The organism is Bacillus sp. V5-8f, assembly GCF_002863565.1.
GTDB lineage: Bacteria > Bacillota > Bacilli > Bacillales > DSM-1321 > Peribacillus.
The window spans coordinates 1-14821 of the sequence record NZ_PGUW01000018.1; the positions used below are offsets into that span (position 1 = coordinate 1).

12 protein-coding genes and 2 pseudogenes are annotated in these 14821 nt (G+C 40.5%); 4 read left to right on the plus strand and 10 right to left on the minus strand.

Features of this window, described 5'->3' with window-relative positions; translation table 11 throughout:
* Positions 1–340: pseudogene (locus CUU64_RS16495) on the minus strand (hypothetical protein); the annotation flags it as partial.
* A 304-nt stretch (positions 341–644) separates the two neighbouring features.
* Here CUU64_RS16495 and CUU64_RS23365 point away from each other — a divergent pair.
* Together CUU64_RS23365 and CUU64_RS16500 are read left to right on the plus strand one after the other, a co-directional pair.
* Complete coding sequence (locus tag CUU64_RS23365) at positions 645–758, plus strand: hypothetical protein (RefSeq protein WP_483861840.1); 114 nt, start codon at positions 645–647, stop codon at positions 756–758.
* Between the two features lie 175 nt (positions 759–933).
* On the plus strand, positions 934–1494 hold the full coding sequence (locus CUU64_RS16500) for a DUF2512 family protein (protein WP_101634729.1): 561 nt from the start codon (positions 934–936) through the stop codon (positions 1492–1494).
* A gap of 45 nt (positions 1495–1539) precedes the next feature.
* Here the strand turns inward: CUU64_RS16500 and CUU64_RS16505 are convergent, their stop codons facing one another.
* Positions 1540–2952: a sensor histidine kinase gene (locus CUU64_RS16505; RefSeq protein WP_308302388.1), complete on the minus strand. Its 1413-nt coding sequence runs from the start codon at positions 2950–2952 to the stop codon at positions 1540–1542.
* Positions 2942–3616 (minus strand): response regulator transcription factor, encoded by a 675-nt coding sequence (locus tag CUU64_RS16510; RefSeq protein WP_101634730.1) that lies wholly within the window; start codon positions 3614–3616, stop codon positions 2942–2944. The genes CUU64_RS16505 and CUU64_RS16510 overlap by 11 nt, the downstream gene beginning before the upstream one ends.
* Before the next feature lie 298 nt (positions 3617–3914).
* Here CUU64_RS16510 and CUU64_RS16515 point away from each other — a divergent pair, with 298 nt between their 5' ends.
* On the plus strand, positions 3915–4148 hold the full coding sequence (locus CUU64_RS16515) for a hypothetical protein (RefSeq protein WP_101634732.1): 234 nt from the start codon (positions 3915–3917) through the stop codon (positions 4146–4148).
* Positions 4149–4295: 147 nt separating this feature from the next.
* On the opposite strand, the gene CUU64_RS22135 is transcribed toward CUU64_RS16515, so the two are convergent.
* The 5 genes and pseudogenes from CUU64_RS22135 to CUU64_RS16540 all read right to left on the minus strand — a co-directional run bounded on the left by CUU64_RS22135 (position 4296) and on the right by CUU64_RS16540 (position 10311).
* Entirely contained in the window at positions 4296–4442 is a 147-nt protein-coding gene (locus CUU64_RS22135; RefSeq protein WP_180954645.1) for a hypothetical protein, read from the minus strand.
* Between the two features lie 174 nt (positions 4443–4616).
* Positions 4617–4799, minus strand: a pseudogene (locus CUU64_RS16520) (acetyl-CoA C-acyltransferase); the annotation flags it as partial.
* Positions 4800–5034: 235 nt separating this feature from the next.
* On the minus strand, positions 5035–6705 hold the full coding sequence (locus tag CUU64_RS16530) for a glycoside hydrolase family 13 protein (RefSeq protein WP_101634733.1): 1671 nt from the start codon (positions 6703–6705) through the stop codon (positions 5035–5037).
* A 314-nt stretch (positions 6706–7019) separates the two neighbouring features.
* The gene (locus tag CUU64_RS16535; protein ID WP_101634734.1) at positions 7020–9593 is read right to left on the minus strand and encodes a DEAD/DEAH box helicase; all 2574 of its coding nucleotides are present in this window, start codon (positions 9591–9593) and stop codon (positions 7020–7022) included.
* 340 nt (positions 9594–9933) lie between these two features.
* Positions 9934–10311 carry a flagellar hook assembly protein FlgD gene (locus CUU64_RS16540; protein WP_101634735.1) on the minus strand — a complete coding sequence of 126 codons (378 nt, stop codon included), beginning with the start codon at positions 10309–10311 and terminating at the stop codon, positions 9934–9936.
* A gap of 658 nt (positions 10312–10969) precedes the next feature.
* On the opposite strand from CUU64_RS16540, the gene CUU64_RS16550 reads away from it, so the two are divergent.
* Complete coding sequence (locus CUU64_RS16550) at positions 10970–12223, plus strand: O-antigen ligase family protein (protein ID WP_101634737.1); 1254 nt, start codon at positions 10970–10972, stop codon at positions 12221–12223.
* Between the two features lie 244 nt (positions 12224–12467).
* On the opposite strand, the gene CUU64_RS16555 is transcribed toward CUU64_RS16550, so the two are convergent.
* Together CUU64_RS16555 and CUU64_RS16560 are read right to left on the minus strand one after the other, a co-directional pair.
* Positions 12468–13469, minus strand: coding sequence for an LLM class flavin-dependent oxidoreductase (locus CUU64_RS16555; RefSeq protein ID WP_101634738.1), 1002 nt, complete (start codon positions 13467–13469; stop codon positions 12468–12470).
* A 509-nt stretch (positions 13470–13978) separates the two neighbouring features.
* Positions 13979–14758: a PAS domain S-box protein gene (locus tag CUU64_RS16560; RefSeq protein ID WP_101634739.1), complete on the minus strand. Its 780-nt coding sequence runs from the start codon at positions 14756–14758 to the stop codon at positions 13979–13981.
* Positions 14759–14821: the final 63 nt, after the last annotated feature.

The following is a 14821-nucleotide window of genomic DNA, read 5'->3' on the forward strand; positions in this document are numbered from 1 at the left end:
GCTGTGCCTTTGCTTCTGTTTCCGTTAATGTACCGGCTCTTAGCTTTTCCATGATTGCGTGGGCTTTTGTTTTAGTAGCATCGTCCAGATTGCCAAATATGTCATGCCTTTCCCCTTTATTAGGAAACGTTACCCCAAGTTTAGCCAATTGAGCCTTCGCATCCGCCATGATAGCTTCCACTTTTTGTTTTTTAGCACTATCCAATTTCTGTTCCTGCTTTGTATCTGTTGATGTATTCGTGCTGTTACTTGCAGCAATGGCGTTAATGCCGGCTCCTCCTATAATTCCGATAGATAGAGCTCCTGTTAAAACATAACCGATTACCTTTTTTGATTTCATCATAACTTCCTCCAATTTAGATAATTTAGCCTTCAAAGGGATGTACGTTTTGTACAAAACTTACTTTACCTGCGAATGGTGAAAAAACGGTGAAAAAGAAAGGAGGTTTTAAAAAGATAACATGTGTTGTCTAGAGAGTTATAAGAACAGCACTAAAAAGGAATGATATTTTCTAGATAAACCTGCCAACCTAGTAAGTCGAAGGAGGAAAAAATGGACACGAATTGTCAAATGGCAAATGAGTTGACAAATATGATGGCCGAGGGAAAGATTGATCCCGAGATTATGGAGTGAAATAAGGGCCATGGCCGAGGAAATAAGAGACGGAAAACGAACACTAGATGAGTATTACCGGGAAAGTGCTCCCCCAAAAATTTTGGATATTATTGATTCGGTGAATCAGAGGGTCAAAAGGTAAGAACGTAATGAGGTACATGGTTTTGATATCGATTATGTGCTAAATCGCAGAACTTTAGCTAAATGCTGATATCAGTCATTCCAGCTGTTTGGTAATAAATTCTTATGTAGAAGTATTTCTGGCATATTTTCACTGGCAATGTCACACAATATACCTGAAAGGAGAAGAACAAAATATGAGAAATCATGGTACAGCTATCCTAGTTAAATTTATTTCACTTTTAGTTGTTCTTGGGGTAATTCTTTGGCTGAATTTTGATTACCGGTTTACCGACGTTGTCCTGATCGTCTTGGTTTTAACTATCGTAGGATATGTATTGGGTGACCTATTTATATTACGAAGATCAAATAACACAGCTGCAACTATTGCTGATTTCGGCCTTACATTTGCCGTTGTTTGGATCATGAGCAGAATGTTAGGATACGATGATGGGATTGTAGCAGCTTCCGCGCTTTCAGCCGTTGCGGTCGCTGTTGTTGAATACCTATACCATAAAATTGTACCTGGTGTTTCTCCTGAAAAGGGTGAAAAACAGGAAACTCAAGACAGACATATACGTAACCAACCGTTTAAGCTAGCCTGGAACCAAAGTCCAGGCCACGAACGGCTACAAACCGAAGCAGGAGAGGAATTAACACCCATCCGTCCAGGAGCACCATCGCCACAAATGCAGAGAGAATACAAAAAATCAGTAAAGGTGAATAAACACAACAAAAATAAAAATAAAAATAAATAGGAACAGCAAATAAAACGTAAAGCAGTATATCAGCCGCTTTACGTTTTATTTTTCTAAATGGTTCGGGATCCTCACGGTAAAAGTGCTGCCTTTTCCGAGTTCGCTGTCAACTCGAATTGTTCCTCCGTGAATCTCTACAATCCACTTAGCGATCGCCAGTCCCAGCCCATGGCTTCCCATTTGCCTTGACCTCACTTTATCTGATCGATAGAATCGGTCGAAAATCCTTGCTTGTTCCTCCGGCTTAATTCCAATCCCGGAATCTTTGGCTTGTATAACTAATTCCTTCCCTTCCGCAGCGATGAAAAGCTGTACTTCCCCTTCATTCGGGGTGTACTTAATTCCATTATCTAACATTATATAAAATAAGTATGTTAACCTTTCAGAATCCCCATTTGTAATAAGGGTATCTGGTCCATGAAAACCCAGTTTTATCCCCTTAGCTTTTGCAAGCGGCCCTACTGATTCAATGGCTTTTTCTGCAATGGGACGGAGGTCGAACGTTTCACGCCGAAGTTCAACAGTACCGGAGTCTGATCGTGCCAGTGTCAATAAATCACCTACCAGTCCTGTCATCCTTTTCACTTCATCCTTCATATTGGAAAGCACCTTGCCGGAAAACTCATCCTTCTGCGTATCAACAGTCATTTCCATAGCATTGATTGAGGATAACATAACACTTAAAGGTGTCCTTAATTCGTGGGAGGCATCTGCCACAAATTCCTGCTGCCGGGTAAAGGCCTTGGAGATTGGGACCATTGCTTTTTTCGACATGACCCGACTTAGAAAAAATGCAACCCCAAAGAATACAACCGCTAATCCAATCAAAATAATCAGCAGCCAATTGAATAGTTGATAAGCGAATGAAATATCCTTGCCGACATATAGCATTCCCACTGGTTCTCCCTTAAAGAAGATAGGACGCCCTGTCATCAACAGCCGAAGTTCATGATGTTCTTCACGGGGACGAAAATCATCCCGCTTCCCCTTATCTCTAGGCCCCCACTCTGAAAAATGGGCGCTCAATGTTTCCTGGCGAAATTTGTTTCTGTCCGGTGACCAGCCGTGTACAAGCCCAAACAATTCCGGCCTTAGTTCAGAAATTGCTTCATCTCCCATTACAAGCTCACCATTGGCATTGACTACATAATAAAAGAATTGGTCGACTCCCGATAGCACCACCTCCTGTCCCTGAAAACCATACAGGCCTCCCTTGCTGTTGCGCGTCAGATAGTCCTCTACGATTTCGCCTTCCTCAGTGGCCATCGTCTCAAGTTCACGCTCCTGATCATGTAAAATAACGGAATAAAGCAAGAAATAGACCACAAAAATAAAGATTATGAGAAACAACATGATCAGTCCGCTGTATAGCATGGTTAGCCGATTTTGTGTCCTACTGAAGACATCTTTTTCACCGCCCGCCACGCCGCGCAAGAATGAAACAAGATTAGCTATCAATTTTATAACCTACCCCTCTAATACTGTGAAGCATCTCCTGCTTTTCAATCACACCTAACTTTTTCCGAAGCAACTTAACAGTTGCGTCAATCGTCTTCATGGACACATCTGTATCGTACCCCCAAATTCGGTCCATAATGACATCCCGGGGCAATACCTGCCCTTTATTTTGAAGCAATAAATCCAATAACTGAAATTCACGAGGGCTTAGTTGAACCGTTTTCTCACCGCTCTGTACGGTCTGGCTTGACCGGTTTAAAACCATATCAAACAGCTGCACCTCCTCTTCCACGATTGGCGCGTAGTTTCGGCGGGAAAGGGCGCGAATCCTTGCAAGCAATTCATCAATCTCAAAAGGTTTCACGAGATAATCATCCGCGCCGGAGTCCAATCCTTCTATACGATCTTGGACCGCATCTTTTGCGGTCAACATAAGAATGGCTCCCTGGTATCCCTCCTTTCGCAATTGACGGCATACCTCCACTCCGTCCCGACCCGGCATCATCCAATCGAGAATCAGCACATCATAATGTGAGGAACCAGCATAATAATAGGCATCTTCTCCTTCCGTAACCCACTCGACATTATACCCTCCCTTTTTCTTTAGCATATATCCTATTAACTCACCAAGCTGCAAATCATCTTCCGCTAATAAAATATTCACAATGGCTGCTCCTTTTTATTTATCGTTCATATACTTGTTTGTCCATATTTTATACTAGTGTTTGATATCGAAAAAAGATAACACCTCTTTTTAGCATTCCCTCTATCAGATAACAAGTAAATTTTAGTAAAGAAAAATGAAAAAATGGTGAAAATTCATGACGTTTCTTACAGGTTTCTATCAAGCTGAAAACAGTTGAAGTTATAAAAAGGATTTCGGTGCATTTATATTGAAAGATAATAAAAGTTTAGTAAATCGGAGCAAGAGGTATATAGATAAATTATGGGAGGAAAATAAAATGGCGGTATCCAAATGGATTGATATGTTCTTGATGCTTTCGCTAATTGGAACAATTTTAGCGGTAATTCTCAACATTTTGTTCACGCTTGCTGGAATACAAATGGGTTACGATGGTGCCGCTTTAATCGTTCTGATCATCATTATTCTCGGTTTATTCAGATTCAGTAGAAAAAGAAACAAATCCAAAATAGATAAGGCAGAAAAAACAAACACCTACAGGACTCTAGGTTGACTTATCAAAGATGCACAAGCACTGTTCATTTTTCTACACTAATTTATATGTAATCATAAATTCTTTCGTCATCTATTCGTAGTGGGGAAGATGAAAGAATCAACCGTAACGAAAATAAGGGGTAGCTAATAGGCTAACCCCTTTTTCCTACGCTCTTCTATTCTCCTGGTCTTTTAACCGATTTTGCTGATCGGGAAGACGACGCTGATGTTTAAATTTTTCTTCCTGCTTTTGCTCGTCAAATAGTTTTCTTTCAGACTCCTGGTTTTCGTTGCCTCTGTTTTTGTTATTCATAATATCCCCTCCTGCAATTTTATATTCCCTTACTAGACTCACAGGAAACTTTTTTTACATTTTACTTCCAATACTACCCCGTTCACGATCTCCAGAAGATAAAAAAGCCGACAAGTGTGCCGGTTAAATAGCAAGCTATCATTCCTGAACTAAATCAATTGAATCTTTTGTTTCCTAACGATTCCATTTTTCCACTACGGTTGCAACACCTTGGCCTCCGCCAATACAAAGTGTAGCCAAACCGTAGTTTCCGTTTGTCCTTTGCAATTCATGGATTAAGGTTACTAGAATTCTTGCACCGCTAGCACCGATTGGGTGTCCTAAGGCAATAGCTCCGCCGTTAACGTTTATTCGCTTGATCAAAATGCAGTTGCCGACAAACAGCTTCAGCCATTGCTGCCATATGCACATCAATCCTTCGATTTGCTTGTCGATTGGGTTGAAAACAAAAAAACAGCCCCAACAAGCAAATTTATTCCTGCACCAGCGGACCACCTAAAAGTAACTGATATTAAAACCGGAAATGAAACCGATCCACGTTAACGCTTTAAAGCACCGGGGGTCAGGCCCCAAGGAGCAAAGCCCCAAATAGTTATCCTAATAAATATACCCTTGTCTCATAAGGCTCGAGAAATAGATTCTCCTTCAACTCTTTATCTTCTGCTGCATAATTGTTTAACACGAGTTCAGATGAAAGCTCAGCCAACTCAGCCGGAAGCTTACAAGCCGTTTGCGTTTCACTAAAGTTACAAATCACGATGGCTTTTTGCTCTCCCAAAGTACGGCTATATACAAATAACTGTGGATCTTCTTCCAATAATAGCTCGTAGGTTCCGTAAACAAATACTTCATGCTGTTTTCTTAGTAGAATCATTTTTTTATAGAAATGTAATATAGAGTCTGGATTATATACCTGTTCTTCCACATTGATTTTCGTGTAATTTGGGTTTACTCCGAGCCATGTGTGATCGGAGGATGTAAAACCCCCCATGTTCGTAGCATCCCATTGCATAGGGGTACGGGAATTATCTCTGCCATTAGTCCAAACGACGGCCATTATGTCATCATGTTCACGGCCTTTTGCTTTTTCGATATGATAATAGTTTACCATGCCAACGTCATTGTAATCCTCAATATTTGGGAAGCGCACATTGGTCATGCCTATTTCCTGCCCTTGATAAATGAAAGGAGTGCCCTTCATGAGGAAGTATAACGCAGCAAGCATTTTGGCGCTTTCATTCCAGTACTTTTCAGGGTTTCCCCAGCTCGACACACTTCGGGGCTGATCATGATTTTCAAGGAATAAAGCATTCCAGCCTCTTCCCTCCAGCCCATACTGCCAAGCTGTCAGTGTTTTTTTCAAAGAGATAACATCCACCGCATTGTCTTCACCTTTATTCCAAAGACCTAAATGCTCAAATTGAAAGATCATATTGAAATACCCGTTTTCTTCCCCAACCCATTTATCCGCATCATCAATGTTCACGCCGTTTGCTTCCCCGACGGTCATAACGTCATAATTTTTAATCGTTTTCTTAGAAAATTCAGTAAGGAAATCATCGATCCCATCTACATTCATCATATAATCAAAACACGAAACAAACTCCCTGTTTTCCGGGTTTGGCATGTCAGGGAATCCCGGTTCTTTTTTAATATGGGATATCGCATCAACCCGAAAACCATCGATTTTTTTTTCAAGCCACCAGTTAACCATGTCGTATAATGCATGTCTGACCTTTAGATTTTCCCAGTTTAGGTCAGGTTGGCGGGCAGAAAAAAGATGCATGAAAAATTGACCGGTTTCCTCATCATATTTCCAGGCAGGGCCTCCAAAAATAGATTCCCAGTTATTTGGCTCTCTCCCGTCTTTCCCGTCTCTCCAAATATACCAGTCACGCTTCGGATTATCTTTGGCGGAACGGGACTCGATAAACCAAGGATGCTCATCACTTGTGTGATTAATTACCAGGTCCAAAATCAACTTCATGCCGCGGTTATGTATTTCTTTTAGCAGTTCATCGAAATCGGCCATCGTCCCGAATTCCTCCATGATCTCATGGTAATCCGAGATATCATATCCATTATCGTCATTCGGGGATTTATACATGGGTGATAGCCAGATGACGTTGATCCCTAAATCCTTCAGGTAATCCAATTTTGAGGTGACTCCCTTTAAATCCCCAATTCCATCGCCATTACTATCCATGAAACTCCGCGGATAAACTTGATACGCGATACTTTCTTTCCACCATCTTTTAGCCATATCGCACCCTCTTTATCAAAAATGATGACCCGATCTCATTTTATCACGTTGCCCTTTATGGTTCCCTTTTAATGGGCTAATTGTGCACTTTCAGGACTTTGTGCGGAGTTTCCACGGGTGTGCGAAAGTTTCACGTTTTTTGTGAAATGTGTTGTGTCAACTTTTTGTTGCGGAATGCAATTTTTTCGCGAATAATCACAGTTGTTGTGGGATTTCACTTTTTGTTGCAAAATCCAATTAAATTGTGAACAAGGACAGTTTGTTGCAGATGTCCGTTTTCCTGCGAAATAATCAATTGTTGCTGTAACTCCTCTTTAAGACCAACGACCTCGGGATCTTTGCCGGTTATGATAGCAAGAATCGCATATTGCAAACCGGGATTCATCTGGAAGCTTTTTCCCGCACCTCTTGCATTTTTTTCGATAATTGATGACTTCATCCTTTAATTGATCATGAACGTTGTCGCTTATTTCTTCTCGAACTCTCTCCCAATAAACGGCCTCCGTATTTCGGCCCAAACGGTATAAAAATAAAAGGTGAAGGCCAATGGCTTTGTACGACAGCTCCAGTTCTTCCAAATTCCTTGTCTTAATCACCGGTTCTGGAAGCTCCCATCCTTCGGCAATAGCCTCTACTGTTTCAAGCCACTGGCGAGTGAGTCCCGGTTCTTTGGATGAGAAAGGAAGATGGAGAAAACCATACAAATCCATAAGGGAAAAACGTGCTTCAATTTTAGTATCCCGGACTAATTCATATAGCTCCCGTTCTTCTGATAGCGAGGCTTTTTCCGTTCCCTTGGGAGGATCAAACTTCTCCCATAATTCAAAGAACGTCCCCAGATTTCGGTAGTATTTTTGGAAGCGTTCAAAAACAGCTGAAGTGGGCGCGATCGCAAAGGTAGCTACCGGCCTATCTGGCTGGTCCAGCAGCCTTGCCATCACTCTAATGTCAGAAGTGAAAGCAACTTTTCCGACCTCGTAAATTCCTTTTCGCCCTGCGCGCCCTGCAATTTGCTTCACTTCCTGGGATGTCAATCTGCGCCTTCGTGTTCCGTCGAATTTTTCATTCTCCAAAAATACAATCCGGCGTATTGGAAGGTTCAGGCCCATACCAATTGCATCTGTCGCAACGATTACATTTGTTTCTCCCTGATTAAAAAGCTCGATTTGCTTTTTTCTTGTTTCCGGCGGCATGCTGCCGTAAATCATGCTGACTCTATGCCCATTCCGCTGTAGCCTTGATCCAGTTTCTAATACCTGCCGTCTTGAAAAACAAACAAGAGCATCCCCTTGTTTCGTGTTTCTCAGGCTGAACACCCTTGGTTCCACCTCCAACGGGAGTTCACGACTATATTCATGCAATTCGATGTCAGCCTCACCAACAAGGTTTAAAAGCATGTTCTTGATGTTGCGGCTCCCGATAATATGCACTTCCTTCGCATTTGCCTTCGTAATCGCACGATACCAGGAAAACCCACGGTCTTTATCAGCAATCATCTGTGCTTCATCAATAACGACTACTTCATAATAATCCTTCTCATGGAACATTTCGATCGTACAGGAAATATGCCTGGCACCTTCCACACTTTTTTCCTCTTCGCCCGTCTTTAATGAGCAGGAGACGCTTTCCCGATTCAGCCTGTCATAAACCTCAAGTGCTAAAAGCCGAAGCGGCGCAAGATATAAACCGCTTGCTGCTTCTTTCATTTTTTGCAGAGCCTGATGCGTCTTCCCTGTATTTGTTTCTCCAATATGGAGTACATATCTCACTCCTTTTCCTATGGAAGAAGTGTAAGCCTTCCCGAAAATATCCTCAATAATCCTTTCTTCTTCCGCCCTTTTTCTTTCCAATTCGGCTTGCTCTTCGGCTCTTTTCCTTTTCCTGTCAGCTCGGTCCCTTTCAAAAATCTCTCGATGCAGGGATTCTTCATCAAACCGTATTTCCGTTAAACGCAGAAGATCAGAAAGATATTCGTTTAGAAGTTCGGTAAAACAGGCTTCTGACAAATCTGCCACTTCATCCCGAAGCAATTCTCTAAGAGCATCGGCAGTCATTTCTTCACCGTAGGCAGCCAAAAAATCATCCAAAATCTCACCGGATAAATGTTGCAGGTAGATTTCGGGTGCAATGTCCGAGAGGAATGTTAAAACAGCCCCCTCATAGCGGTAATAATAGATTTCATATTCGTAATGGCTTCTTCCCCAATCAAAAACGGTATGGATATCTCCTGTCAGTTCATCAAAAAAGTCGTGCAGCATCCCATAATCATCTGGATTAAAAGTACCCTCGGCAACCAAGCGTTCTTCAAGCCTGATAGGCTCTATATATCGGTACTTAGGCTTGTTTTGAAGATCATCTGCCAGCAGCATGGCAATATGATGCCGTACACGCAAGTAAAAAAGCAGGAAATTTCGATCAAAAAAGTCATGGGCATCTGTTTCAAGCTTGGCCTGTATGCCCCACCGCTCTTCGGCCAACCGCTGCTCCTCTTGCCGTATGAAAAAATTATTCCTTGCTTTTTCATATCTCTCTTTCCAGCCTTGGCGATCTTGAGAGATGGTCTCCTTTAACCATGGAAACACATCAAAGGGGTGGTAGTTCCTCAGTTCATTTCGAAATAGTTTATTTATAAACTTACGGTCCACTCCCTCGGTTACATAACCCCTTTCATTCAAAAACGCCTTTTTTTCTTTTCTCGGCACAGCATTGGATGCTTTATTCAACCAGACATTGATCCAAATTTGTTCTAGATACGAATCCCTATCCGAGAGATATGTATCAAAATCTGGCAGAGTATCCTGATGTGCCAGATAGCGGTCAATATCCTGGAAAACCTTTTGTTTTGTATCTTGTATTGCGATCGGGTAGATATCTTCCAATTTCCCCATGCATAAACTCCTTTAACTAATACAGTATGTCTTATCTTCACGAAGATGCATTTTACTTTTTTACTATTCTCCAAATCGATGGCTTACATGAATTGGTTATACCAATGATAATGTGCATTAAATGATGGGTAATTTCATTCTATTACATGAACCAATCAGGGCATACTTATATGCATAAAAAATGATCTTTATCATCACACCTTGAATTAGTAAACAAATCGTAGAAATCGTGTTGATTTTAAGAGGATGTTAGAAGGAGATAAAAACGGAGAACGGCCCTGCCTCATCATCTTGAGTAGAGCCGTTTTTCCATCGATCCACATTGCAAAAATGGATGCCGTTATTTTAATTTAACTGAATGAGTGGTTACGCTCTTATTTTCGCTGAGATCTTCAGCAATGATTTCAAAAGTATATTTACGATTAGGAACTTTTACCACATTCCACACAATAGAATGCGCGCCAGCAGGCTTTTCTTCGGCGTCCATAATTGTGTCCAGCACTCTCCCCTTATGGTCTTTCACCCATACAGTCAATTCCGCGTTTTCATTTACCTCAAAGTTTAACTTGGCCTGGTTGTTCTTAGCCTCATAAGAAGTTTGAACGTTTTTGACCACTGGAGCCATCTCGTCTGCTTCTTTTCCAAAACTTAGGGAATACTTCGCACTTCCTGCAGACTGTGTTTCACCTTCATACTGAATTAAATCATTGCCGCTCAAGTAATTTTTGCCCTCCGAAGACCACAGGTTAGTGATAGAGCCATTGTACTCCCGATCTTTTTTCTCAGTGAAAAAGCCATTATTACAATCCCTCCATATAGTTATGTACACTCATAGAATTTACAGAGTATTCGTTAACTTCATGTAAAGATGTCATTTTATTTATGTCACATTCGAAGGTTTTTAACCGGAGGGATTCATTAATTTTTCTTTTATTGCACGGAGTTTATTTTTTTACATGCAGTTTACACCGTCTCAATCAAAACAAAAAACTATTGTGTTACTATTTTTCGTAATAAGCATGAACATGGAATCGGAGGTGTTGTATTGATGAATGCAAACGCGAGTTCCGTAAAAACAAATGTTATAGTGTTCATTGTTAAAATTTTATTAGTGCTAAGCTTTTTACAATTCCTTATAGACTTTGGTATAGGACCGATGTTTATCATGCTATCCTTTATTATGTTTTTAATCGCGCTCGCCCTCTATTATTTCGAGGAACAAAGGAAGCTATGGGCTGAATTCCTGATAAAATGCTTCGCGGGCATTTATTTATCTATCATTATACTTTTCATGTTTGTCTTTATATTTTAGGGGGTATCATTTGAGGGTGTTGTTGAGCATAAGTGAGTGATATCAGCTACTAGAGGTATAAAAAATGTTTCGTACTCTTTTGTCATTAATAGAAAAAAAACAATTGGAATTAAGTTTACTTCTGTGTTTTTTATTGCCGCCTGTCGGTGTATCGCTATTATTCTTCCTCGGCTGGATTACGATCCGAAAACGCTGGAAGGAAAGTAAAAGTTCCATATTTTCAGTGAACAGTTACTTCTTTGTATGCTTTTTTTTATCGACTATAGGCGCCGCTTGGTATATGAAGGAACTATCTTTTTTACTTATTAGCTGCGTCATTCTGGGATACTGGGGATTATATTTAAGAATAGTGACGACCGGCATCAAACAAGTGTATGAAAAATTTAGATGGATCGTTGTATTTGGGGGCCTCTATAGCTGTATACTTGGATGGCTTGCAAAATCGATAACCATTCACCCGGTCCTGGGTTATTTAACAGGAACGGTGCTTATCGGGGAAAGTACACCCAAAGGATATCCCCGCTTGATTGGAATCGCATACAATCCTAACTTTGCAGTGTATTTGCTTTTAATAGCGATTGCCTTTCTTTTTTCTAATCTGCTGGAAGCATGCCGCGAAAAAAGATTTTTATCCTTTATATGGCTGCTTCCTTTCTTAATGATTTTAAGCAAAGGGGTAATTGATACCGGCTCAAGAGCAGGCTTCGCTTCCTTGATCAGCATTTATGCTTTATTTTTCATGCGGTTAAATCGTCACCTATTTATTTTTATTGTCATTCTGGCACTATCGCAATGGAAATGGTTACTGAAGGCTATGCCTAGAAGTGATTCAGTCATTCAGGCAAGTGATGTTAGGGAAACAATTTGGAGCAACTCTTTAGAGATTTGGGAAAAGCATTCCTTGTTCGGCGTCACTCCGATGGGGTTTCGCCAAGAATATATGAGCCATTATCATGAATTGATGCCACATTCCCACAATATGATAATCGGTTCCTTTACCGAATTCGGCATGTTGGGTGGAATAGCTTTTTTATGTCTGGTTTCTATAAATATCGTAAAAGCTGTGCAGTTATTCTTTTGGAACAGACGAAGCAAATCCGTATTGGATAGCTTTCTGCTAAGTTTGCCGGTTATTTTTCTTACAGGTATTTTTGACCAGCCATTGTATTCACCACAAATCGCTTTATTAACTATTGTATTGCTCGCTTGTTGGGATAAATATACAAGAAGGCTGCATTTTACAATAGCGTATCCATCACTCTCTACCATTAAGTATAAATTTTATGTTTACTTTCTTGCACCGAAAGATCAAACCTAGATAAGCTGATATGTAAATTCTCAATTTAGCCTAATTACATAAAAGTATTACTGCTTTTCCCTCGCAGTAAAATGTTCGGTTGCACTAAACATTATCTTATTACATACAACAAAAAATCCAACATTCCATGAATGCTGGATTTTTTCATTTGCCTCAATTTCGTATTACTTCATGAATAACCGTTGAACCTATAGTTTGCTTCGGTAAGTCAAATCGCTACTTCAGCAAATAAGGATGAGCTTATTTATTCCCCATCAACAATATCCTTAAATATCTGATAAGACTGCTTTTGTTTTTCAGGATCAAAGATATAGGAAACAGCCATAATTTCTTGTACATCATATTTCTCCTGGAAATTTGTCAGCTGTGCTTTGACGGTCTCTTTGCTTCCCATCAATGTCACACTGGTCATTGATGAAGCCATTTCTTTCTCTTGAGGACTCCATATGTTATCCATGCTATCCACTGGTGGTTGCAACGGCGTTCTTGTCCCTCGGACAACATTTAGGAAAAATTGCTGCATGGTTGTGGATTCCCTTTTTGCTTCTTCATCTGTTTCAGCTGCAATCACATTTAAACAAACCATCATATATGGAGAATCCAGATATTCTGAAGGCTGGAATCGATTGCGATAAATGGAGATGGCCTCCTCCATATATCTCGGCGCAAAGTGTGAGGCAAATACATACGGCAGCCCTAATTGAGCCGCTAAATACGCAGAGTCTGTTGATGACCCTAAAATATAGATTGGAATATTAGTGTTAGCACCTGGATATGCCCTGACATATCCCTGTTTTTCTTCTGGTCCAAAGTATGTAAGCAAGGATTTGACGTCATCAGGGAATGTATAGACAGAATCATTCTGTGACCGTCTTAACGCGCTTGCCGTCATCATATCCGTACCAGGTGCCCTTCCAAGTCCTAAGTCCAAACGGTTTGGATAAATCGTGGACATTGTGCCAAATTGTTCTGCCACCACTAATGGGGAGTGATTAGGCAGCATGACACCGCCGGATCCAACGCGGATGGTTTTTGTATGCTCTAATGTATGCTTTATCAAAATGGATGTTGCTGAACTTACCAGTGTAGGAGAATTATGATGTTCTGCAATCCAATACCGTTTATATCCCATATCCTCTGTAGCTTGTGCTAAATCCACCATCGATTCAATTGCATCTTTAGGTTCCTCTCCTTGACGAATAGGGGCAAGGTTTAAGACAGAAACAGGTATATTTATATTTGTCATTTTTATGATCCTTTCTAAATGAATATATCAGTATGGTATCAATTAGCGGCTCAGAATCAAATTGATACGCTCAGAACGACAGCCAATGTTTGGATTCCTAGGTTCATTTGCCGAGTGTGCTGTAATATCATTAGAATTGTCATATTTTAAAAAAGTTATGTGGCACTCTAATCCAACGAAAATCACCAACTGAGTTACTACCAAGAGGATTTCTGGATCAGGCAAGGACCAATAAGCATACATGAACCACCAGTTAAAGACACAGCACCGAATATTACGAATTATGTTTACCCGCATTGACCAGGTCATGATGCCAGAATAAGCATCTTTATTTAGGAGGATTTGTAAAATATCTATAGCAATGATTTATATGTGATAACGTATAAAAAAGCAATGCCTGAGAAAGCATTGCTTATCGTTATTTTTTACCTAATAGGTCCAGAAGACCATAGGCAAGGCTTTTGTAATTACAAACCCAAAATTACCCAATCCTAACATGACCATGGTGTTTATTCTACACGAAGATATCCTTTAACACTAAATTCACGCAATGCTTGCTGAACCGTTCCAAATATTTGTATTAACGATAAATCCGCGCCTAACTGAACAACACTACGGGCGACCTCAGGCCTTACTCCCGTGACAATTGAGCGGACACCAAGCAAACCAAGTACGGCACTTGTGTTAAACAGTAAGCCAATGACAGTTTCATCAAGTTCCAGGATGCCTGAAAAATCACTAATTAATGTATGGACATTCTGCTCTTGTACTTTTAAAGGGACCTGTTCTAGTATATATTGCGCTCTTTCTAAGTCGATAGAACCCACAAGGGGCAAAACAGCGACCCCTTCTAAAATGGGAACGATAGGGGCTGATAGTGCATGGATTCTTTTTGACACATTTTCCAGTGTTCTTTCAACTTCTTTACGTTCTGTTATATCTCTGACGGCGGATTGTATCGCTTTTTTCCCCTTATACATAACGGGAGTAAATATTGTTTCTACATCAACAAGCGTACCATCATACCGTCTCAATTTTTGTTCGATAATTCCGGTTGAATTATTATCTTCAAGGACGGAAACCGCCTGCCGTTCAACCTTTTCTCTATTTTCCTCAGGGATGATATCGAACACCGATCTCCCTATAACTTCCTCACTAGAGGCCGCTCGTAAAAACTTAACTCCTGTCGGGTTTATATATATGAATTTCCCATCTTGCTGAATAATTATTGTCTCTGCGGAAGATTCAACAATTTGGCGAAACATTTCTTCGTCCATATTCTCTTTCATAAAATCTCGCCCCTTTACTTAAACCTATTACGTTTGCCTTCCATGAATATTATACACTAATAA

What these genes read in the sequence shown, in the direction of transcription:
- CUU64_RS16560 (WP_101634739.1), bottom strand. Translation starts at nt 14,758, where the DNA reads ATGAAAGAGAATATGGACGAAGAAATGTTTCGCCAAATTGTTGAATCT.
- CUU64_RS23365 (WP_483861840.1), top strand. Translation starts at nt 645, where the DNA reads ATGGCCGAGGAAATAAGAGACGGAAAACGAACACTAGATGAGTATTAC.
- CUU64_RS16550 (WP_101634737.1), top strand. Translation starts at nt 10,970, where the DNA reads ATGTTTCGTACTCTTTTGTCATTAATAGAAAAAAAACAATTGGAATTA.
- CUU64_RS16515 (WP_101634732.1), top strand. Translation starts at nt 3,915, where the DNA reads ATGGCGGTATCCAAATGGATTGATATGTTCTTGATGCTTTCGCTAATT.
- CUU64_RS16535 (WP_101634734.1), bottom strand. Translation starts at nt 9,593, where the DNA reads ATGGGGAAATTGGAAGATATCTACCCGATCGCAATACAAGATACAAAA.
- CUU64_RS22135 (WP_180954645.1), bottom strand. Translation starts at nt 4,442, where the DNA reads ATGAATAACAAAAACAGAGGCAACGAAAACCAGGAGTCTGAAAGAAAA.
- CUU64_RS16530 (WP_101634733.1), bottom strand. Translation starts at nt 6,705, where the DNA reads ATGGCTAAAAGATGGTGGAAAGAAAGTATCGCGTATCAAGTTTATCCG.
- CUU64_RS16555 (WP_101634738.1), bottom strand. Translation starts at nt 13,469, where the DNA reads ATGACAAATATAAATATACCTGTTTCTGTCTTAAACCTTGCCCCTATT.
- CUU64_RS16500 (WP_101634729.1), top strand. Translation starts at nt 934, where the DNA reads ATGAGAAATCATGGTACAGCTATCCTAGTTAAATTTATTTCACTTTTA.